Annotated in this window: 20 protein-coding genes; 7 read left to right on the top strand and 13 right to left on the bottom strand. The window is 63.5% G+C overall.

Annotation, left to right across the window (positions count from 1 at the left end; translation table 11 throughout):
* Nucleotides 1–18: 18 nt before the first annotated feature.
* The 3 genes from EJ076_RS18360 to EJ076_RS18350 all read right to left on the bottom strand — a co-directional run bounded on the left by EJ076_RS18360 (nt 19) and on the right by EJ076_RS18350 (nt 2,544).
* The gene (locus EJ076_RS18360; RefSeq protein WP_109668731.1) at nt 19–516 is read right to left on the bottom strand and encodes a MaoC family dehydratase; all 498 of its coding nucleotides are present in this window, start codon (nt 514–516) and stop codon (nt 19–21) included.
* Nucleotides 517–706: 190 nt separating this feature from the next.
* Entirely contained in the window at nt 707–1,135 is a 429-nt protein-coding gene (locus EJ076_RS18355; protein WP_126068839.1) for a phasin family protein, read from the bottom strand.
* Nucleotides 1,136–1,248: 113 nt separating this feature from the next.
* The gene (locus EJ076_RS18350; protein WP_126068838.1) at nt 1,249–2,544 is read right to left on the bottom strand and encodes a DUF445 domain-containing protein; all 1,296 of its coding nucleotides are present in this window, start codon (nt 2,542–2,544) and stop codon (nt 1,249–1,251) included.
* Between the two features lie 274 nt (nt 2,545–2,818).
* Here EJ076_RS18350 and rirA point away from each other — a divergent pair, with 274 nt between their 5' ends.
* Nucleotides 2,819–3,283, top strand: coding sequence for an iron-responsive transcriptional regulator RirA (rirA, locus tag EJ076_RS18345; RefSeq protein WP_109668725.1), 465 nt, complete (start codon nt 2,819–2,821; stop codon nt 3,281–3,283).
* 41 nt (nt 3,284–3,324) lie between these two features.
* Here the strand turns inward: rirA and EJ076_RS18340 are convergent, their stop codons facing one another.
* Genes EJ076_RS18340 through hemP form a run of 5 tightly spaced genes read right to left on the bottom strand, consistent with a single transcriptional unit; the run spans nt 3,325 to nt 7,439 of the window.
* Complete coding sequence (locus EJ076_RS18340) at nt 3,325–4,113, bottom strand: heme ABC transporter ATP-binding protein (protein ID WP_109668723.1); 789 nt, start codon at nt 4,111–4,113, stop codon at nt 3,325–3,327.
* Nucleotides 4,114–4,120: 7 nt separating this feature from the next.
* On the bottom strand, nt 4,121–5,218 hold the full coding sequence (locus EJ076_RS18335) for an iron ABC transporter permease (protein ID WP_126068837.1): 1,098 nt from the start codon (nt 5,216–5,218) through the stop codon (nt 4,121–4,123).
* 11 nt (nt 5,219–5,229) lie between these two features.
* Nucleotides 5,230–6,138, bottom strand: a complete 909-nt coding sequence (locus EJ076_RS18330; RefSeq protein WP_126068836.1) for a hemin ABC transporter substrate-binding protein — start codon at nt 6,136–6,138, stop codon at nt 5,230–5,232.
* Nucleotides 6,139–6,148: 10 nt separating this feature from the next.
* Entirely contained in the window at nt 6,149–7,210 is a 1,062-nt protein-coding gene (locus tag EJ076_RS18325; protein WP_126068835.1) for a hemin-degrading factor, read from the bottom strand.
* A gap of 22 nt (nt 7,211–7,232) precedes the next feature.
* Nucleotides 7,233–7,439: a hemin uptake protein HemP gene (hemP, locus tag EJ076_RS18320; RefSeq protein ID WP_023757683.1), complete on the bottom strand. Its 207-nt coding sequence runs from the start codon at nt 7,437–7,439 to the stop codon at nt 7,233–7,235.
* 198 nt (nt 7,440–7,637) lie between these two features.
* Here hemP and EJ076_RS18315 point away from each other — a divergent pair, with 198 nt between their 5' ends.
* From EJ076_RS18315 to EJ076_RS18300, 4 genes are all read left to right on the top strand, one after another.
* Complete coding sequence (locus EJ076_RS18315) at nt 7,638–9,818, top strand: TonB-dependent hemoglobin/transferrin/lactoferrin family receptor (protein WP_126068834.1); 2,181 nt, start codon at nt 7,638–7,640, stop codon at nt 9,816–9,818.
* Nucleotides 9,819–9,823: 5 nt separating this feature from the next.
* Nucleotides 9,824–10,267 carry a hypothetical protein gene (locus EJ076_RS18310; protein ID WP_126068833.1) on the top strand — a complete coding sequence of 148 codons (444 nt, stop codon included), beginning with the start codon at nt 9,824–9,826 and terminating at the stop codon, nt 10,265–10,267.
* 1 nt (nt 10,268) lies between these two features.
* A complete protein-coding gene (locus EJ076_RS18305) occupies nt 10,269–11,381 on the top strand; it encodes a TonB family protein (RefSeq protein ID WP_348639798.1) in 1,113 nt (370 codons plus the stop codon).
* 64 nt (nt 11,382–11,445) lie between these two features.
* On the top strand, nt 11,446–11,760 hold the full coding sequence (locus tag EJ076_RS18300) for an antibiotic biosynthesis monooxygenase (RefSeq protein WP_027039045.1): 315 nt from the start codon (nt 11,446–11,448) through the stop codon (nt 11,758–11,760).
* 12 nt (nt 11,761–11,772) lie between these two features.
* Here EJ076_RS18300 and putA read toward each other — a convergent pair whose 3' ends face one another.
* On the bottom strand, nt 11,773–15,381 hold the full coding sequence (gene putA, locus EJ076_RS18295) for a bifunctional proline dehydrogenase/L-glutamate gamma-semialdehyde dehydrogenase PutA (protein ID WP_126068832.1): 3,609 nt from the start codon (nt 15,379–15,381) through the stop codon (nt 11,773–11,775).
* A 163-nt stretch (nt 15,382–15,544) separates the two neighbouring features.
* Here putA and EJ076_RS18290 point away from each other — a divergent pair, with 163 nt between their 5' ends.
* Nucleotides 15,545–15,997: an Lrp/AsnC ligand binding domain-containing protein gene (locus EJ076_RS18290; RefSeq protein WP_056596145.1), complete on the top strand. Its 453-nt coding sequence runs from the start codon at nt 15,545–15,547 to the stop codon at nt 15,995–15,997.
* A gap of 1 nt (nt 15,998) precedes the next feature.
* Here the strand turns inward: EJ076_RS18290 and EJ076_RS18285 are convergent, their stop codons facing one another.
* Entirely contained in the window at nt 15,999–17,198 is a 1,200-nt protein-coding gene (locus EJ076_RS18285; RefSeq protein ID WP_126068831.1) for a cytochrome c peroxidase, read from the bottom strand.
* Between the two features lie 7 nt (nt 17,199–17,205).
* Complete coding sequence (locus EJ076_RS18280) at nt 17,206–17,655, bottom strand: FixH family protein (RefSeq protein ID WP_126071083.1); 450 nt, start codon at nt 17,653–17,655, stop codon at nt 17,206–17,208.
* Between the two features lie 151 nt (nt 17,656–17,806).
* Between EJ076_RS18280 and EJ076_RS18275 the strand changes: the two genes are divergently transcribed.
* On the top strand, nt 17,807–18,730 hold the full coding sequence (locus tag EJ076_RS18275) for a sugar kinase (RefSeq protein WP_126068830.1): 924 nt from the start codon (nt 17,807–17,809) through the stop codon (nt 18,728–18,730).
* A gap of 12 nt (nt 18,731–18,742) precedes the next feature.
* On the opposite strand, the gene EJ076_RS18270 is transcribed toward EJ076_RS18275, so the two are convergent.
* Together EJ076_RS18270 and EJ076_RS18265 are read right to left on the bottom strand one after the other, a co-directional pair.
* The gene (locus EJ076_RS18270; protein WP_126068829.1) at nt 18,743–19,765 is read right to left on the bottom strand and encodes an aldose epimerase family protein; all 1,023 of its coding nucleotides are present in this window, start codon (nt 19,763–19,765) and stop codon (nt 18,743–18,745) included.
* 91 nt (nt 19,766–19,856) lie between these two features.
* Nucleotides 19,857–21,314: an NAD-dependent succinate-semialdehyde dehydrogenase gene (locus tag EJ076_RS18265; protein ID WP_126068828.1), complete on the bottom strand. Its 1,458-nt coding sequence runs from the start codon at nt 21,312–21,314 to the stop codon at nt 19,857–19,859.
* Between the last annotated feature and the right edge of the window lie 27 nt (nt 21,315–21,341).

Here is a 21,341-nt window from a genome sequence, read left to right as displayed (position 1 = left end):
CTTCCGGCGAACCGCCGCTCAAGCCCCTGCCCGCTTGCGACGCTCATAGAGCATGACCAGCGTTTCAGCCATCAGGGCAGGCTTTTCCTCGCCTTCGATCTCGACCGTGTTGGCCGCCTTCATCAGATACTGGCCGGGCCCCCTGTCCTCCATGGACAGCAGCGTGGTGCGCAGCCTGATGCGCGCGCCGACCTTGACCGGCGCCAGGAACCGCACCTTGTCGAAGCCATAGTTGAAGGCGGCCTGCGTATTCTCGGGCACGATGCCCATGCCGAGCGCCAGCGCGCCGATGATCGACAGCGTCAGGTAGCCATGCGCGATCGTCGTGCGGAACGGGCTTTGCCGCCGCGCCCTTTCAGGATCAACATGAATCCATTGATGGTCGCCGGTGCATTCGGCGAACTGGTCGATGCGGTTCTGGTCGACCGTCGTCCATTCCGACACACCGAGCTCTTGCCCGGCCATCGTCCTCAACTGGTCGAAGGTCGGCGGCGTTTTAGGCCGTATTTCAGTCATTCCTGCTTTCCCGATCGCTTACAAAGCCTCCGGACCACGAACTGACAGCCTCTGTCAATTCGCCCTGCGTGAATCCGTTCCGCCGAATCCGGCCGCAATCGCACCATGCCGCGAGGGCAGTCGCAGGTTAAATCGGGATTTCCAGGCTTCGGGCCAGCCGGCAGCAACGAACCGGCCTCGGCCATATCTGCTACTTCTTCTCGTAGCCGGCGCGGATTTCCTCCATCGCCTCCTTGATGCGCTTGCGCAGGATGTCGACCGATTCGGTGCCGGATTTCTTGACCAGCTCAGCCACTTCGCCGGCATTCTTCAACGCCGCCTCGAAGGACTTTCTGGCAAACTCCGTCTGTTTGGCCATCAGCTCCTGCGGATTGCCCGGCGCCCTGTAGCTTTGTGCTACCTCGGTGACCTCGCGCAGCGTGTCCTGCAGCATCTCGCGCTGCCTTGATAACAGCGAGGATGCGCCCGCGGCACCGGCTCGTGCCGATTTCTCCAGTGCTTCGAGGTTCTTGCGATGATGGGCGAGGATCGCCTCGACGTCGACATTGGGCACCTTCAGGTCGCGACCGAACCTGCCGAACATGTCCATGAAGGAATCGGATTCCGGTTGTTTTGCCATGCTCGTTTGCTCCCCTTTTGCCGCGGATGCGGGCGCCCTCAGCTGGAGAATAGCATCCGCGTGCCGTGTGTCCATTTCCAACGCGATGGAATCAGCGCCAGCCTCGCCGCGCGTCAATTCACGAGGAACAGCCGCTCGGCCACATAAAGCACGACACCCGCGAGGCCACCGATGATCATGCCGTTGAAGCGGATGTATTGCAGGTCCCTGCCGATGTTCATCTCGATCAGCCTTGTCAGCTGCGCAAGGTCCCAGCGCCTGACCTGGTCGGCGATGAATGTCGACACGCCGCTCTTCTGGCTCTCCACGAACGACGCGAGCGCCACCACGAATCCCTGGTTCATATCGGCCCTGATCTGTGCATCGCCGGCGAGATGCCGCCCGACCTCGACGAACATGTTGGCGAGATGCGCGCGGATGACAGAATTCGGCGCCTTGGTGTCCTGCTCGATGAACTGGCTGAGGCTTGCCCACATGTCGCCAGCCAATCCCTTGACCTCCGGCCGGGCCAGGAAATCGCGCTTCAGCTTCTCGGCGCGCTTGGCATATTGCTTCGATGTCCTCAGCTTTTCGATGAAGGCTTGGGCGAAACGGTCGAATTCAGCGCGCATCGGGTGGTCGGGATCGGCCCTCACCTCATCAAGCAGCGAGCCGGCCGAGGCGACGATCTTCTTCAGGAGATAGGCGTCCGCTCTGAACAGGTTGAACAGCGACGGCAGTTCCTCGCGGATCTTTTCGCGCATCGTCGCCAGTGCCTGTTCGTCGTTGAGGAACCGGCCGATCACCTTGGTGAATTCGTCGAACAGTTTCTGGTGGCGGCGATCATCGGTCAGGGCGGAGAGCAGCTCGGCGGCCAGCGGCGCCAGCGGCACCTTCTCGATCTGTTCGAGCATGCGGCTGGTGACGAAGCCGCGCAGGCCGGATTGCTCGACTGCGGCAAGCGTCTGCGGCACCAGCCGCACGACGAAGCGCGACAGGCCGGCGGCGCGCTCAGTATCGGCCAGCCAGTCGGCGACGAGCGCCGAAAAATCCACCTCGGCAAGCTTTTCACGCACCGGTTCAGGGGCGAGGAAGTTGACCTCGATGAAGCGGCCGAGATTGTCGGCGATGCGGCTCTGGTTCTCGGGGATGATGGCGGTGTGCGGGATCGGCAGTCCCAGCGGCCGTCGAAACAGCGCCACCACCGCGTACCAGTCGGCCAGCCCGCCGATGGTCGCCGCCTCGGCAAAGGCTGCGACGAAGCCTAGCCACGGATAGGTGTGCTCGAATGATTTAGCGAGCGCAAACACCAGCACGCAAAGCGCCAGCGCGGCCGCCGCGACGAATTTTGTCCGCCGCAACGCGGAAAGCTTGGCATCCGCGTCCGCATCGAAACGAACAGGCGCCAGGGACGAAGCCGATTGTGACATGGATGAACCGCTCCTCGTCGATCTCAGCCTATTTAGTGGTTTGACGGCCAAAATACCCGCGACAGCCGGTTTCGCCCGGAATCTTGCTCGGGCGCGCACACAAAGTTGAGGAGAAAAATCATCTATTGGGCGAAGCCAGTCTGGAATTGTTCCAAGGTATAGGCCATATTCGGCCGAGGCCAATGTGGCGAATCCGGAATTTCGGGTCAAAGCCGCATCAGCAATTTCCAAATCTGGCGTGGTTGCACCGCACCAGAGCCTTGTGAGGACAAAAATGCGGCTTACGCGCCAGACCAACTATGCCATGCGCATCTTGATGTATTGCGCGGCCAATGATGACCGACTGAGCCGTATCCCCGAGATCGCGGCCGCCTATTCGGTGTCGGAGCTTTTCCTGTTCAAGATCCTGCAGCCGCTGGTCGAGCACGGCCTTGTCCAGACCGTGCGTGGCAGGAATGGCGGCGTCAAGCTTGGCCGGGCGGCTGAAGCCATCAGCCTGTTCGATGTCGTGCGCGTGACGGAAGAGAGCTTCGCCATGGCCGAGTGCTTCGAGAACGATGCCGCCGAATGCCCGCTGGTCGACAGCTGCGCGCTGAATTCGGCGCTGCGCGAGGCGCTGAACGCGTTCTTCGCCGTGCTCTCCCGCTACACGATCGCCGACCTCGTGGCGGCACGCCCGAACGTGCGCAACCTGCTCGGCATCGACATGCTGATGGAGCGCCGCGCCCCGGCTGCCTGAACTTGGCCACGTCGTGGTCTGGCTAGACCTACTGCAATAAACTAGGCCGCTGACTGGGGCAGCACGAACGGCATGTTTCCGGCCGGCAGCACGCCGACTCTGAGCCGGCAGTCGAACACTTTTTCGATCAGATCATCGCTCAGCACGTCCTGCGGCGACCCGGTGGCGGCCAGCCGGCCACGATGCATGACGAAGATCCGGTCGGCATACATGGCCGTGAGATTGAGGTCATGCAGGATGGCAACCACGCCGCCGCCCCTTCTGGCGAAGTCGCGGGCAATGCTCATGATGATCAGCTGGTGCTTGATGTCGAGGCTGGAAACCGGCTCATCGAGGAAGAGATAGCGCGGCTTGCCGTCGAGCACCGGTGCCCAGACTTGGCACAGCACGCGCGCAAGCTGGACGCGCTGTTGCTCGCCGCCCGAAAGCTCCTGGTAGAAACGTCCGCCAAAGCCGTCGAGATCGACGCGCGCCAGCGCCCGTTCCGGCAGCCGCGCATCCTCGCCCGGCAAGACGCCCGAGCGGCCGCCGACAAGGCCAAGCTTGACCACTTCTCGCACCGTGAACGGGAACGACAACGTCGTCGCCTGCGGCAGCACCGCGCGCTGGACGGCGGTCTCGACCGGCTTCATCGCGCGGAGATCGCGGCCGTTGAGCGCGACGCGCCCGGTATAGGCGAGTTCGCCGGAAAGCGCCTTGAGGAAGGTCGTCTTACCCGAACCATTGGGGCCGACGATGGCGGCGATCTCGCCGGGCCGCGCGTGGAAATCGACACCGGTGACGATAGGCTTGCCGGCGATATCAACCGAAACATCCCTTGCCTCGATCATCCAAACCTCACAAGTCAATCACGCCGCGCTTGCGCAGCAGGATCCAAAGGAAGAACGGTGCGCCGGCGATCGCGGTGACGATGCCGATCGGCAGTTCCGCCGGCGCCACGATGGTGCGCGCGACCGCATCGGCCAGAAGCAGCAGCGAGGCGCCGAGCAACGCGGACGCCGGCAGCAGATAGCGATTGTCCGGACCGATAGCCAAGCGCAGCAGATGCGGCACCACGATGCCGACGAAGCCGATGCCGCCGCTGACGGCAACGGACGCGCCGACCGCCGCCGAGACGCCGATGATGGCCGTGTATTTCAGTCGCTGCACCGGAATGCCGAGATGGCCGGCGGTCGCCTCGCCCAGCGCCAGCGCGTTGAGGCCGCGTGCCAGGAACGGCATCGCCGCCAGCGCCAGCACGATGATCGGCCCGACCGAAGCAATCTTCGCCCAGGTCGCGCCGCCGAGCGATCCGAGTTGCCAGAAAGTCAGGTCGCGCAACTGGCGATCGTCGGCCATGAAGATGAGGATGCCGGTCAGCGCCATCGCAAGCGCCGCCAGCGCGATGCCAGCGAGCAGCATTGTGGCAACCGAGGTTTGTCCCCGTCGCGTGGCAACCTGATAGAGCACGAGCGTTGTGGCGAGCCCGCCACAGAAGGCCGCCAGCGGCAATGCAAGCGTGCCGAGCAAGGCTGTCACCGGAGCCAATATTGTGGCGCCGAGCACGATGACGGCAACCGCGCCGAGGCTGGAGCCAGCCGAAACACCGATCAGGCCGGGGTCGGCCAGCGGATTGCGGAATAGTCCCTGCATGACCGCGCCGGAAACCGCGAGCGCCGCGCCGACCAGCATGCCGAGGATGATGCGCGGCAGGCGGATGTCGTAGACGATCAGGCTGTCGCGGGCGCTCAACGCAGCGTTATCAGGCACGGTGCCGAACAGCCAGTCGCCGATGACGTTGACGGCCGATGCGTCCGACGCCCCCGATGTCAGCGACAGAAAAACGGCAGCCGCGAGCCCCAGGCACAGCAGAAGAATGACGATGCGGGCGCGGCCCGACCGGTCGCCTTCAAATGCGCTCGCCATCACCGGACCGGCGATCGATTGATCAACCATGATCTGCCTGCTCAGTCCGTGACCTGCCCGCCATAAAGCGAGACAGCGAGGTCGTGGATGGCATCAGCCGTGCGTGGCCCGAAGCCGAGCAGATAGGCGCCATCGATGCGGATCAGCTTGCGTGCGGTTCCGGCCGGCGTCGAGGCGATCGACGGATTGCCGAACAGTTCGTCGTCAGATACCGGAGGCCCGGCATTGCTCATCATAAGGATCACGTCCGGCCTAGCGGTGATAACGGCCTCGTCGGACATCTGCTTGTAGCCGGAAAAGCCCTCGACCGCATTGACGCCGCCAGCCAGCTTGACCATGCCGTCGGCGGCGGTCTCGCTGCCGGCCGCCAGAATCTTGCCGCCTTGTATGGACAGCACGAACAGGATGCGCTTGCGCTCCTTGATCAAGGCGGTCTGCTTCTCAGCGGCCGTGAGCTTGGCGTCGAGCTCCTTGGCCAGCACTTCGGCCTTGGCGTCGACGCCGAGCGCCTTGCCGACGATGCGGACCTTCTCGATGATGCCTTCGTGGCTATAGTGCTCGGGCACTTCGATGAACGGGACGCTCGTCTTCTTCAAGACATCGACGGCTTCCCTGGGACCGCTGCCATGCAGCGCCAGGATGCCGGTCGGATTGACCGAGAGCACGCCTTCCGGTGACAGCGCGCGCATGTAGCCGACATCGGGCAGCTCAAGCGCCGCCTTTGGGTACAGGCTGGTGGAATCGCGCGCCACCAGATGCTTCTCCTCGCCGAGCGCATAGACGATCTCGGTGATCGAGCCGCCAATGGCCGCAATTTTCGAGGGATCGGCGAAGACGGCCGTGCCTTCGGTGGCGCTAGCAGGTTGCAGCGCGACAAAAGCCAGAGAAAGACCGGCCATCGACCCGAGGATCGATCCGCGCATAGCCGACAGTCCGGGGAAAAAACGCATCTTACTTTCCTCAGGCTGCGGTCGGGCTTGGGATGCGCGGCAGGTTTTCCGCCAGGAACCGCCAGTCGTCACGCTCGCTTTCGCCTTCATGACGCTTGCCGAAGAACTGGATGATCATCTTGCCGTCGACGTCATAGACCTCGAGCGAGGTGACATGACCATCTTTGGTCGGCTTGCGCACGGCCCAGACCTCGTGGATGCGATCGGTTCGCAGATGCAGGTGGAAGGTTTCGTCCAGCACATTGATCCATGGCCCCATCGGCTTGATCGATTTGATCGGCCCGGAATGGATCTGGATGCAGCCGCGGTTTCCGACAAAGCACATGATCGGCATCTCGCCTTCCACGGCATGATGGAACATGGCCCGAACGGCATCATTGTCGAGCAGCCAGGCATAGTCCTGGCCGACCATGCGCACCGCCTGCCTGCGGCTGAGCTTCAGCGTCTTCAGCATGCCGAAGAACTGGTGCACGTCGGTCAGCCGGCTCCAGCGGTCGCGCAGATCGTCGAGATTGGCGGCCGCTTCGTCGCCATGGATCTCGTCATCGGGGAGTGGCCCTGAAATGTCGACCGTCGGCTCCTGGTTGGACGATCCGAGCGCGGCGACCAGCTTCTGATAGGCATAGAGGCTGGAGGCCGGTCGCAGATGCACCTTGTGCACGGCCTCGCCTGCGGGGTCGAAGAACTGCAAGCTGCGGCGGACCTCGTCGCCATCGCGCTTTTCCATGGCAAAGCCGTGTGCCCACACCTTCGGGAAGATGCGCAAATCGATGTTTTCGCCAAGCACCATGGCATTGTGGTTACCGGTGACAACCTTGTCATAGACACCGATCTTTTCGTGCACCGCGCTTTCATTGCGGGTCAGCGCCATGACCTCGCCGACGGCTTCGAGGCCGGTCAAAAGATCGTTGACGCGCGGCTCGATACGGACGACGCCGTCGCCGCAATGCGCGGCGACCAGCTCGGCCTCCGAAATGCCGAGCTGGACAGCCAGATCACGCTCGCGCGTCTTCGGATTGTCTGTCCGTGCCCGCCGGATTTCCTGCGGGGCGGGTTTTACGCGCTGGTCCATGTCTCGTCCCTGTTGCCTTGTCCTACTTGTTGAGAATGAGCTTGCCCTGGCGGGTGATCTTCAGCCGGTAGAGCGCGCCATGATGCTCGATGCCGATCTCGTGCTCGCCCTGGAACAGGGTGTTGCTGGACAGCGTCCGCACCGCCAGCGGAACCCGGTCGAAACGGGCGGAGGCATCGTCGGAACGGCGGACGCGATAGCGAAAATCGTTGGGATTGTGGGTGTTCATCTGGATGGATCCCTTTCCTGTGCCGGGCGTCTGGCTAGGCGTTGCGTAATCCGATTCATTTCTTGACTTGCATAATCATGTTTACTAGTCAGTGCAATACCGGATTAAATGAGTCAACATTTAAGACGCCGGACACGATCAAAACTGCCAGCCAGCCCCGGGCCAGCCAGCATGAAACCTGGACTTTGGAGTTGGGGCATGGGGTTGATGACTTGGGAATGGCGCGGCCGGTCGGCAGCGAAGGGCGTGGCGGCTTTGCTGGCAAGCGTGGCGGCGATCGCCTTGTCGGCGCAACTGGCCAACGCTCAGCAGGCGGCGGACCAGCAGACAGATCAAACGAAGAAGGCTGACGGGGAAAAGGCGGCACAAGCGGGCGCAACGCTGCTCGACAAGATTCTTGTCATCAGTCGCACCGGCGAGACGGCGATCGAATCGCTGGCGTCAGCCAGCCATGTCGATCAGGAACAGCTCGACCGCCGCATGGCGACAACGCCGAACGAGATGCTGCTCGGCGTGCCCGGTGTCGCCGCGCAGGCCGACGCCAGGCGCGTCAGCACTAGTATCAACATCCGCGGCTTGCAGGATTTCGGCCGCGTCGCGGTCATCGTCGACGGCGCCCGCCAGAATTTCCAGCGTTCCGACCACGGCACCCAGTCGACCTTCTACATCGATCCCGAGCTCGTCAAATCCGTCGACGTGATCCGCGGTCCCGTCGCCAACACCTACGGCTCGGGCGCCATCGGCGGCGTCGTCTTCTTCGACACCAAGGACGCCGAGGATTTCCTCAAGCCGGACGAGACTTGGGCCGGCTCCGTCACGGGGCGCTATGAGAGCAACGGCAAGGGCTGGACATCAAGCGCATCCGGTGCCTACCGCTTCAACGAGAACTGGGATGCGCTCGGCAACATCGTCTACCGCAACTATGACGACTACAAGGATGGTGGCGGCGACACAGTCAAGGGCACCGGCTTCGACGTGCTCAGCGGCCTGCTCAAGACCACCATCCGCCCGACCGACAACAGTGAACTGAAGCTCGGTTGGGTCGGATCAAGCGACGGCTGGAACGAGATCAGCGGCGGCGTGCCGGTCAATGACGTCGACCTGAAGTCGAACACCTTCACGGCCCGCTACAACATCACCGATGAGGACAAGAGCTGGCTCGATCTCCATATCAACACCTCTTACAACAAGACCAATCTCGATCTGACCAGCCTCGTCCCTCTCAACCGGTTTGATCCAACCACCGGCCTTCCTATCGTGCTGCCGGCAGGCTCGACGTCGACCTTCGACATCGGCACGACCAGCATCGACATCTGGAACACGTCCCGATTCGAGACCGGCAATGTCGCACACGAACTGACCTATGGCGGCGACTGGGCCGGCGATAACGTCAAGACTGGCGGCACGGCCGGCGGCGACAGCTTCTACACGCCGTCGGGCAAGCGCAACGTTTCTGGCGCCTATGTCCAGGACAAGCTCACCTGGGAGTGGCTCGAAGTCATCGCCGGGCTGCGTTACGACAATTACAGCCTGAAGGACGATTCACGCGAGACATCCGGTGACAGGGTGTCGCCTCGTATCACCGTCGGTGTTTCGCCGTTCGAATCGGCTGGCCTCGCAGGCCTTCAGTTCTACGGCACCTATGCCGAGGGCTATCGCTCGCCGTCGATTACCGAAACGCTGATCAGCGGCAATCACCCGGCAGGCGTCAGCTTCCCGTTCCTGCCCAATCCCAATCTGCGGCCTGAGACCGGCAAGACGACCGAATTCGGCGTCAACTACAAGCAAAATGATATCTTGGAGGCTGGCGACGCGTTCCGTCTCAAGGCGGCGTATTTCAACAACGATGTCGACGACTATATCGAAGGCGTGACGCTGTCCGCATTCGATCCGACCAGCGGCTGTCCGTTCGGCCCAGGGATCCCAATCTGCTTCCAGTATCAGAACTTCGCCAAGGCCAAGATCAGCGGCTTCGAAATGGAAGGCGTTTACGACGCGGCATGGGGCTATGCCGGACTTTCGGCCTCCATCATCAATGGTCATACCATATCGTATGAAGGCGACCGCGCAGATCTCGCCACGATTCCCTCCTCCCAGGTCACGGCGCAGCTCGGCTTGCGCTTCCTCGAGGATAAACTGACTGTTGGCGGCGAAGTGCAGTACAACGGCAAGCCGAAGGGCAATGCGGTGGCCAAGGACTACACGCTGGTCAATGCCTTCGCGAGCTATCAGGCGACCGATAATCTCAAGGTCGATTTCCGCGCCGACAATCTGTTCGATGTCAAATACGCCAACCCGCTCAACGGCAGCACGACAGCTGCGGTCTATGAGCCGGGCATAACGCTCAAGCTGGCGGCAACGATGCGATTTGGAGGCTGATGACAATGACGAGCTTGACGACATCCCTTCGTCAACTGACCTCGACGCTGGCGATGTCGCTTGCGATGGTTCCGGCGTGGGCACAAGCTCCCGCGCCAGTCCCCGCACTCAGCCTCGAACTCAACGGCGCGCAGCCTTCCGACAAGGGCTGCCGCCTGACGTTCGTGGTCAACAACAATCTCGGCGCCGACCTGTCCAAGGCGGCGTTCGAGATCGCCCTGTTCAACGAGGCTGGCGTCGTCGACCGGCTGACCGTGCTCGATTTCAAGGAATTACCAGCCGGCAAGACCAAGGTGACGCGTTTCGATCTGGCCGGCACCGAATGTTCGAAAGTCAGCCGCGTGCTGATCAACAGCGCGACCGAATGCACCGGTACCGGCGTCGAACCGAATGCCTGCATGCGCAAGCTGAAGACGGACACCAGGACCGATATCGCTTTCGGCGTCTGAGGTGGGACTGCATCCCGCATTCCTGCAAAACACCGTGGCGTGGCCAATCGCCGGCCACGGCCGACTGCCGCTGCCAGCGAACGATCTTGATTTGACAATTCTGCTCTTGTCGCTGCAGGTCTCGCGGCGAGACATGCAGGATATCAGCCCCCTCCCCAACGCCGGCGCCGAGCTGGCCATAGAGCCAACTGAGCCGCTTGCGCTGCCGCAGCCATCGGCCTGGAACCGCAAATGGACGGCAGCGATCGTCATCTCCTGTCTGCTCCACGCCGCGGTGGCAGCGGCTTTTCTGATCTCGCCTTCAGGGACATCCAGTTTCCAGGACGCTATGCAGTCGGAAGGCAGTGATCAGTTGGGCGCCAAGGTGGTCGGCAGCGCGCTAGACAAGGACCCGGCGGCAATAAATGTCGCGCTGGTGCCGAACCCGCAGCCGGCCAAACCACAGCCGGCAACGCCGCCCAAGCCGTCGCCGCCAACGGAGCCTTCTCAACCAGCGAAGGACGCAGCAAAGCCGCCGCTCAAGCCTTTGCCGGAACCTGTCAAACAGCCAGCGGTGACGCCGGACATATTGGTGGCCGGCGCCCCACGCCCCGATGATCAAAGCGTCGCCCCCAAGACCGAAACGCCAGCGCAGCCGACCGTTCAGGCCGGGAGCGCCGAGGCGCCTGTGGCCGTTCCGGAGCAGCCGCCGATCCCCAGTGCGAGGCCAACTCCGGCAGCTGCACCAGCAACTGCAAGCGAACCATATGAGAAGCGCGGCACGGCGGATGGCCAGGAAATAAAAGCGGCAATCGCCAGCAAAGGCAGAAAACAAGCCGATGCCGGCAACGCGGCAGCGTCTCGCTATAGCGGCGAGGTGGCCAACAAATTGGCTCGCGCCAATCGCCGCGTTTCGAAAGCGGCGCAAACGACAGCCCGCAACAACGCCATGGTGGCATTTGTGGTGCTGGCCAATGGAAACATCAGCGACTTGCAACTTGCCAAAAGCTCAGGCTCTCCGGAACTCGATCAATTCGCTTTGGAGCTGGTGCGAAAACAGGCGCCCTTCCCTCCCATTCCGCCGGAGACCGGACTGTTAAGTTGGCGGTTCAAAGCACCAATCGGCCCGTTCTGAGCCTCAGTCGCCCCGTTGCGCCATCCATCGATCGTCAAAGTTCAAAGCCGCTGAAAGGAACCAAATGTACATCGCCATGAACCGCTTCAAGGTGCAGACCGGCTCGGAGAACGATTTCGAAGCCGTGTGGAAAAACCGCGATTCCAGCCTCGCGGAGATGAAAGGTTTTCGGGAATTCCACCTGCTGCGTGGCCCGGTCAACGAGACCGAAGGCTACACGCTGTTTGCGTCGCACACGGTGTGGGCGAGCCATGATGATTTTATCGCCTGGACCAAGTCGGAGAATTTCCGCGCCGCCCATAGAAATGTCGGCACGACAAAGGTCCACTATCTCGGCCACCCCCAGTTCGAGGGTTTTTCGGTCGTCGAAGGCGCGTAATACCGGCCGGGTTCAGGCCCCGGCCAGCAAGCTCGCATTGCCGCCCGCGGCGGTGGTGTCGACGCAGACGGCCCGTTCATGTGCATAAGCCGCCGGGTTGAGCACCTCGCTGACTAGCGGCACGATCGGGCCTGAGCGGTCGGCGATGACCTTGCGCACGATGCGCGCGGCCTCGGGCGTGCCCGAAAAAGCGACGACATCGACCCGCAGCGAGCGCGCTTCGACCGGATCAGGACGACCATCGATGGCGGCCAGTGGCAGGCCCTTGCCGGTCAATGCGGACAGGGCAGCCGGCGCACCGGGCGCCACCGCCAGCACCGCATTGCCGGCGGCGAGCGCTTGGATCGTCTGCGCGAGCAGCGTGTCGCCATCAGGACCAAGGCATAGCACCCGTCCGCGCGGCGACAGCGAGAGCGTGTTGGCCTCGCCGGTCGGCCCGGGCAGGTCGACCTGGCCGAAATCGATGCTGGCGGCAGCACCAATGGCTGCGGCACCCTTGCCGCGCAGATGCTTCCTCAGAATGGCAATCCGGTCGGGCCGCGTCGACCAGCCGCCAAGCGTGGGATCGGGCAGATTGTCGGCAAGTTCGGTCGCCGTGACCTTATGGCCATCCTGCAAATGGGTGCCGGCCTCCGGCCCCTTGCGGAAGCGCCTGAGATAGTGCGGACCGCCGGCCTTCGGACCGGTGCCTGAAAGCCCCTCGCCACCAAACGGCTGCGAACCGACAACGGCGCCGATCTGGTTGCGGTTGACATAAATGTTGCCGGCATGGATGCCGTCGACGAAATGCTGCACGCGGCCCTCGATGCGGGTGTGCAGGCCGAAGGTCAGGCCATAGCCCTTGCGGTTGATGGCCGCGATGACCGCGTCGATCTCGTCGGAGTCGAAGGTGGCGACATGCAGCACCGGCCCGAACACCTCGCGCTCCATGTCTTCGATGCCCTTGACCCGGAAGACGTGCGGCGCGACGAAGCGCCCCTCCTTCGGTGCCTCGAGCTTGGCGATCAGCCTGCCCTGCAGACCCATTTTCGCGCAGTACTCGCGGATCGAGCTTTGCGCCTCGTCGTCGATGACAGGGCCGACATCGGTCGAAATCCGCCAGGGATCACCGATGCTGAGCGCCTCCATGGCGCCTTTCAGCATCTCCAGCATCTTCTTCTCGACGTCCTTCTGCACATAGAGCACGCGCAGCGCCGAGCAGCGCTGGCCGGCACTCTGGAAGGCCGAGGCGAGGATGTCGCGCACCGCCTGTTCGGGCAGCGCGGTGGAATCGACGATCATGGCGTTGAGGCCGCCGGTCTCGGCGATCAGCATGGCATCGGGCGCGGCCGTCTCGGCCAGTTGCTTCTCGATCAGCTTGGCAACCTCGGTCGAACCGGTGAAGCAGACGCCAGCAATGCGCGGATCGGCGGTGAGCGGCCCGCCGACCGATGGACCGGCGCCAGGCAGCAACTGGATGACGTCTTCCGGCACGCCGGCCTCGCGCAGCAGTTCGACGGCACGGAAGGCGATCAGCGGCGTCTGCTCGGCCGGCTTGGCGATCACCGAATTGCCGGTGACAAGTGCGGCGGCGATCTGGCCGGTGAAGATGGCGAGCGGGAAATTCCACGGCGAGATGCAGACGATGGCGCCGCGCGCTTGCGTGCCCGCCTCCGCATTGGCCGCCTCAGTGGCGTAGTAGCGAAGGAAGTCGACAGCCTCGCGCACTTCGGCGACGCCGTCGGCCAGCGATTTGCCGGCCTCCCTCGTGGCGAGCGCGAAGAACTCGACGGCATTCGCTTCATAGAGATCGGCGGCGCGGTTGAGGATGGCCGCGCGCTCGGCCACGGGACGCTTCGCCCAGGCCGGTTGCACTTCCACCGCGATCCGCACGGCGGTCGCCACTTGCTTGGCAGCGGCTTCGCTGACCGTGCCGACCACTTCGGAAGGCTTGGCCGGATTGACGATCGGACGTTGCTTGCCATAGCCGGCGGCCCGGGTGATCGGCTTGGCATGCCAGCGATCCGGCCCTGCGAAGGCGGCCTTGGCCTTGTCGATCGCCGCCAGCGTCACCGTGTCGGTGATGTCAAAACCCTTCGAGTTCCGACGGCCGGCGCCAAAAATCTGGGAAGGCCGGGCAATCGCCGGATTGGCGGCCGGACCCTGGCTTTCGACCGTTTCGAGCGGATCACGCGCAATGTCCTCCGGCTCGACATCCTCGTCAGTCAGCTGGTGCACGAAGGAGGAGTTGGCGCCGTTCTCCAGCAGCCGACGGACCAGATAGGCAAGCAGATCGGAATGCGCACCGACCGGTGCATAGATGCGGCAGCGCGTGCCTTCGGACCGTCGCACCGTCTCGTGCAGGGCTTCGCCCATGCCGTGCAGACGCTGGAACTCGAAGGCATCGCGATTGTCAGCCATCGACAGGATGGCGGCGACGGTGTGCGCATTGTGCGTGGCGAACTGCGGATAGATGCGGTCGGTCATGCCAAGCAGCTTCTTGGCGCAGGCCATGTAGGAGACGTCGGTGTTGGCCTTGCGGGTGAAGACGGGATAGCCCGTGAGCCCAAGCGTCTGCGCCCGCTTGATCTCGGTGTCCCAATAGGCGCCCTTGACCAGCCGCACCATGATGTTGCGGTCGTATTTCCTGGCCAGCGCGTAGAGCCAGTCGATGGCGAAGGCCGCGCGTGGCCCATACGCTTGCACCACCACACCAAAGCCGTTCCAGCCGGCGAGTTCCGGCTCGGCCAGCACCCGCTCGATGACATCGAGCGACAGATCGAGGCGGTCGGCTTCCTCGGCGTCGATGTTGAGGCCCATGCGCGAATGGCGCGCGGCAAGCGCCAGCGACAAAAGCCGCTCGGCCATGACCGGCAGCATCTCTTCCTTCTGCGCTACCTCATAACGCGGATGCAGCGCCGAAAGCTTGACCGAGATGCCGTGATTCTGCCTGATATCAGGGCCGTTGGAGCCGGAATCGAGCGACGAAATCGCGTCGGCATAGGCCTTATGATAGCGCAAGGCATCGGCCTCGGTGCGAGCCGCTTCGCCCAGCATGTCGAAGGAATAGAGATAACCTTTCTGCGTCATCGGCCGGCCGCGCTTGACGGCCTCGGCGATGGTGCGGCCGAGCACAAACTGCTCGCCCATCTCGCGCATGGCGGCGGCCACCGCTTTGCGGATGACCGGCTCGCCCAGCCGCCGCACCATAGAACGCAGCGTGCCCTCGATGCCGCCCTCGCCCTCATCGAGGACGCGGCCGGTCAGCATCAGCGCCCAGGTCGAGGCGTTGACGAAGATCGAGCTCGAACCGCCCGAATGCGCCGACCAGTCGTGCGGCGCGATCTTGTCGGCGATGAGGTCGTCCATCGTCTCGGTATCGGGCACGCGCAGCAGCGCCTCGGCCAGGCACATCAGTGCCACGCCTTCCTTGGTGGAGAGGCCGTAGGCCGAGAGGAAGACCTCCATCAGCCGGGGATCCGACGAACCGCGCACCGCCCGCACCAGATCGGCGGCCCGGGCCGAAATCGCGTCGCGGTCTTTCGCTGAAAGGCCTGTCGCCTCGGCCAGCCGCGTCACGGCCTCGTCTTCGTTGGGCAGGTAGTTGGCGCGGATCTGCTGGCGGATGGTATCGAGCGGCATGGCGGTCCCATGGATCGAGCAAAAGGGAGCGGGCCGGCGGTCACCGGACCGAATGGCGCAAGCTAGCACAGGTGCGAAATTTCGACCGGTCCAAAGAAATCGACATTGCAGGTCATTCGATCTATCCTTGTGGGTAATAACCATCATATGGACCGCGATTTCGATGACAGAAGACCAATTGGACCGCATCGACCGGAATATCCTGGCCGCGCTGGCAAGCGATGGCCGGCTTTCCATGTCCGAACTGGCCGCAAAGGTCGGCTTGTCGAAGACGCCGGTGCAGGCGCGGGTGAAGCGGCTGGAGAAGGACGGCTACATCAGGGGCTACCAAGCGATCATCGACCGCGAGCGCATGGGTGAAGGCCATGTCGCCTTCGTCCAGGTGAAACTGTCCGACACCCGTTCCGCCGCGCTCGATGCCTTCAACCGGTCTGTACAGGCCGTACCGGAGATCGAGCAGTGCCACATGATGGCGTCGAGCTTCGACTATTTGCTGAAGGTCCGCACAAGGGATATCGCCGCCTACCGCCGCGTGCTTGGCGAGCGCATCTCGGCCCTACCCCACGTCGCCCAGACCTCGACCTTCGTGGCAATGGAGACGGTCAAGGATCGGTAGCTCACTCCGCCAGCGTCTTCAGGAAGGCCACCAGCGCCGCACGCTCGCGGTCTGAAAGCTGCAGCGGATGAACTTCGGACGTTCCCTCCACGCTGGGTGCGGCCTTGGCGTAGTGAGCCACCACCTCGTCGAGCGACGAAAACTGCCCGGCATGCATGTAGGGCGCCCGGGTCGCAGCACCGCGCAGCGAAGGCGTCTTGTAGGCGCGGATGAGTTGCGGTGCGTCCTTGACCATGAAGCGCAACTCGCCGCAGGCGCCGGCGTCGCCATCGCGATAGGCACCGAAGCAGTTGAACGGATCGGCCTCGACTTGGTGCACCGCATCGATGCGGCCGCGATCCGGCGGCAGATCCGCAACGGGCGGCACGCCGGTGTTGTGAAAGCTGTTGTCGGTGAAGCGTGGGCCGTCGTGGCAGGTCACGCAATTGGCCTTGCCGATGAACAGTTTCAGCCCAAGGATTTCCTCCTTCGAGAAGACGGCATCGCCTTTCGGCTCGGCGCCGGTGATAAGGTCCAGCGCAAAGCGGTCGAAGCGCGTCGGCGCCGGCTCGATCGACCGTTCGAACGCAGCGATCGCCTTGCCTATATTGGCAAAGACGCCGTTGATGGCATCACGCTGCGCGCCGCTCATCACGTTCCAGGCAGCCTTCTCGGCATCGGTTCCAAGCGGGCTGGCATTCAACGGCGCGCCGGAGAGGTCAGGCAGCGGCCCGAAGGTGCGTTCATAGCGCTCGCCGAAGCGCGCCTTGATGTAGTGCGCGTAGGCGGTACGGTTTCCCGCCTGCTCCAGCGGATTTTCAAGCGGCGTCAGTGCTTGCGCCCACAGGCTGTCGCGGCGGCCATCCCAGAAGAACCAGGGATCGCGCGCCACGCCGGCCAGCGGCATGGTGCGCCGGTTGGTGTGGCCGACGCCGACCGCTTGCGGCAGGTCGTCCTGGAACTGGCGGTCGATCTTGTGGCAGGTCGAGCACGACACCGTGCCGTCGCGGCTCATGCCAAGGTCGAAGAAAAGCGTCGAGCCGAGCGCGGCAGCGGCCGGCACGTCGGCAAAACGATTGGTGGTGTCGGGCTTCAGGGACGGCAACCTCGACAGCGCCAGCGAGGCGATGGTCTTCTTCTCGGCGTCGGAAAAGTCAGGCTTGCCGCAGCCGACGAGGATGACGGCGACCATCAGCGCCAGAAAGCAGAAAAGGCGCTTCATCGATCGCTCACAGCACCACGTTGAACAGTACTGTGTCGGAGCCGGCGCCGGACGAGATGGCGAAACGAAGTTGCCACCAGCCGCTCATCGTGAATTTCAGCCCCTCGATGCGGTAACGGCCTTCGCCCAGGTAATCGGTGACCTGCGGGCTGGTCGGCAGGCCGTGATTGTGTTGCGGCATACCGCCGGAGATGGCGATCGCGGCGCGCTCCACCGAAGCCCCAGTCTTTGTTTTCAGGGTCAGCAGCCAGGATTCCAGTTCGCCCTGCCGCACCACGCCCCGTTCCGGCACGAAGCTGGCCATGTACAGCCCATTTTCGGATTTCTTCGTACGCGAGATATCCGGGCCGGCAGGCTGCGCGGACCGCGGCGCCGTCAGATAGACGACCGCGAGAATGCCGACCAGCAAGGCAGCCAGACCAAGACCTGCCAGAAGATAACGCCATATCGATACCAAACCGGTTCCTCTTCTGCAGACAACGCTCTGCCGAACGGATCGCATCCCGCCAGCCTGTGGGAAAACGCTGTGGCGGAAAAAACCCTGCTTGCCAAGCATGGCGCTGCCGATGGCAAAAAGCTACAGCACCAAGATCACTGGAGGACTGTAGATGGCGGGAACCGGCGTCGCCTCGATCGGCGAATGCATGCTCGAACTGTCGGGCCAGACGGGACCGAACTGGCGCATGGGCTTTGCCGGCGACACGTTCAACACGCTGTGGGCGCTGCATGCGTTGAGCACTGAGCGGCCGGCAACCTATGTCTCGGCCTTCGGCGACGATCCCTTCTCGCAAGGCCAGATCGGTTTCCTGGCTGAAAACGGCATCGGCATCGGCTCCAGCCCGGTCATAGCGGGCGCGCGGCCCGGCCTCTATGCCATCACACTGACCGGCGCCGAGCGTTCCTTCACCTATTGGCGTTCCGACGCCGCCGCGCGGCAGCTTGCCTCGGACCCGGCTGCGTTGGCGAAAAATCTTGAAAATCAGGCGCTTGTCTATTTTTCCGGGATCACTTTGGCAATTCTGGACGATGCCGCACGCGCCACATTGCTGGCTGCTGTCGCCAAGGCGCGCTCGGCCGGTTCACTTGTCGCCTTCGACCCCAACTACCGGCCGCGGCTCTGGCGCCATCGCGAGGATGCGCAGGCAGCGATCGTCGAAGCCCTTGCTGTCACCGACATCGCGTTGCCGACCTTCCCCGACGAGCAGATGCTGTTTGGCGATGCAACACCGCAAGCGACCGCGGAGCGGCTCGCACAATTTGTCGGCGAGGTCGTCGTCAAGAATGGCGAGGCGCCGGCGCTGGTTGCTCATCAACTAGGAACATTACGCGAAGTCCCTGCGATCCATGTCGCCGCTCCCGCCGATACGACCGGCGCCGGTGATTCCTTCAACGGCGGCTATCTTGCGGCTCGTCTTGCCGGCCATGACCCACTGGAAGCCGCGCGCCGTGCGCATCGCGTCGCCGCCGCCGTGGTGCAGGTGCGCGGCGCGCTGGCGCCGTTCGAGACGCTGCGGGCTGCGTTCGAAGGCTAAGGTCTGAAAAAACTAAGGCAGACGGAACCGGTATTCCGTCACATGATGGTAGATCGCGCCGGGCCACAGCGTTGCCTGCGGGAAATAGGGCCGGTTCGGCGCATCCGGCCACACCTGCGGCTCGAGGCAGAAACCGCAAAAGGCCTTGTAGTTCCGCCCTTCCAGCCCGGTGCGCGGCGTCACATACTGGCCGGTATAGAGCTGGACGCCGGGCTCGGTGGTCCAGACCTCCATCTCGACACCGGAACTGGCGCCTTGCGCCCATGCCGCCTGCTTGAGCGGCCCGCGTGTCGACGCAAGGCAGAAATTCTGGTCGTAAGGTAGCTGTTCGCCCTCGGTCTCCATGCGCAGCGGCCGCGCCTGGCGGAAATCGAACGGCGTGCCGTCAACCGGCTTGACCACCCCGGTCGGGATCATGTCGCCATCGACCGGCAGGTAGGCGCCGGCGTTCAGCATCATCCTGTGGTCGAGAATGTCGCCGGCACCGCCATCATCCAGGTTGAAATAGGAATGCTGGGTGAGATTGCACAGCGTCGGCTCCTCACAGGTGGCGGTCAGCTCGACGCTGAGCGTGCCGGGGATCTTCAGCCGGTAGGTACAGGTGACGTCGAGCGCGCCGGGAAAACCCATCGTGCCGTCGGGATCGTGCAGGGTCAGCGTGACGAAATCCCTGCCATGCAAGGAAACCGTCCACGGCCGGTGGGAGTAACCTTGCGAGCCGCCATGCAGCGTATGCTTATCGAGGAAGTTTTGCTCGGTCTGGTAGCGGTTGCCGCCAATAGTAAAGCGGCCGTCGCGGATGCGGTTGGCATAGCGACCGACGACCGCTCCAAAGAAGCCCGTATCCGTCTCGTAGGCTTGCAGACTGTCGTAGCCGAGCACGAGCGGCGCATCATGCCCGGTCAGGCGCAGGTCCTGGATGATTGCGCCCAGACCGATGACGTTGGCGGTGATGCCGCCACCCCTGATCGTGAAGCGACGCACCGGCTCGCCTGCCTGTGTCGTGCCGAAAACCTCGCCGTCCTTCATCGCCATGCCCGTAAATGCCAGTTGATCCTGAGGACTTCGGCTGGTTTTCCTTCCGAGATGGGCAAGCCATTGGCCTCCCCATCTCAGGGATAGCCTATCAGAGGCCGAGGCCACCGATGCAGACATATTTGGTGTCGAGATAATCCTCGATGCCCTGATGTCCGCCTTCCTTGCCGAGACCCGATTCCTTGACGCCGCCGAACGGCGCCTCCGGCGTGGTGATGAGGCCCTCATTGACACCGACCATGCCGTATTTCAGCCCTTCCATGACGCGGAAGGCGCGGCCGAGATCGCCGGTGTAGAAATAGCAGGCGAGGCCGAATTCAGTGTCGTTGGCGAGCGCGATGGCTTCCTCTTCGGTCTCGAACTTGAACACCGGTGCGACCGGGCCAAAGATCTCTTCCTTCATGAAGCGCATCTTGGGTGTCGCGTTGGCGATGACCGTCGGCTGGAAGAACGAACCGCCGAGCGCATGGCGCTTGCCGCCGGCGACGATCTTGCCGCCCTTGGATGTAGCGTCGGCGATCAGTTCCTCGACCTTCTCGACCGCCTTCTCGTCGATCAGCGGTCCCTGCTGCACGCCCTCCTCAAGGCCGGAGCCGACCTTCAGCCCGTTGCTGGCGGCAGCGAGCTTCTCGACGAACTTGTCATAGACACCAGCCTGGACAAGGAAGCGGTTGGTGCAGACGCAGGTCTGGCCGGAATTGCGGTACTTGGCGGTGATCGCACCGGCGACCGCACGCTCGAGATCGGCGTCGTCGAAGACGATGAACGGCGCGTTGCCGCCGAGCTCCATCGACACCTTCTTGACGGTGACCGACGACTTCTGGATGAGAAGCTTGCCGACCTCGGTCGATCCGGTGAAGGTGATCTTCGACACCAGCGGATTGGCGCAGATCTCGTCGCCGATCTCGCTGGCCGAACCGGTCAGGATGTTGATGACGCCCTTGGGGAAGCCGACTTCCTCGGCGAGCGCGCCCCACGCGAGACCCGAATACGGCGTCTGCGAGGCCGGCTTGACGACCGCTGTGCAGCCGGCGGCGAGCGCCGGGCCGAGCTTGCGGGCCAGCATCGAGGATGGGAAATTCCACGGCGTGATGGCGGCGATGACGCCGACCGGCTCCTTGGTCACCAGGATGCGGCGGTCCGCCCATGGCGACGGCACGACGTCGCCATAGGTGCGGCGGCCTTCCTCGGCGAACCACAGGATGTAGGCCGCGGCAGAGCCGATCTCGCCCTTCGATTCGAACAGCGACTTGCCTTGCTCGATGGTCAGCAGTTCGGCCAGCACGTCCTGATTGTCCATCATCGCGTCGTGCAGCTTGCGCAGCAGCTTCGAGCGCTCGAGCGCGGTGGTCTTGCGCCACGACTTGAAGGCGGCGGCGGCAGCTTCGATGGCGCGGCGGGTCTCGGCCTTGCCCGACTTCGGCACGGTGCCGATCTTGAGACCGGTGGCCGGGTTGTTGACGTCGACCGTCTGGCCGCTGTCGGCCTGCACCCATTCGCCATTGATGAGATTGGCCTGCCGCATGAAATGGCTGGTTTTCTGAAGCATGGTCTATCCTCCGTTCGGCGCGCTGAC

The organism is Mesorhizobium sp. M7D.F.Ca.US.005.01.1.1, from assembly GCF_003952545.1.
GTDB lineage: Bacteria > Pseudomonadota > Alphaproteobacteria > Rhizobiales > Rhizobiaceae > Mesorhizobium > Mesorhizobium loti.
Note: the sequence above shows the minus strand (reverse complement) of the source record. Positions and strands in the feature narration are given on the sequence as shown.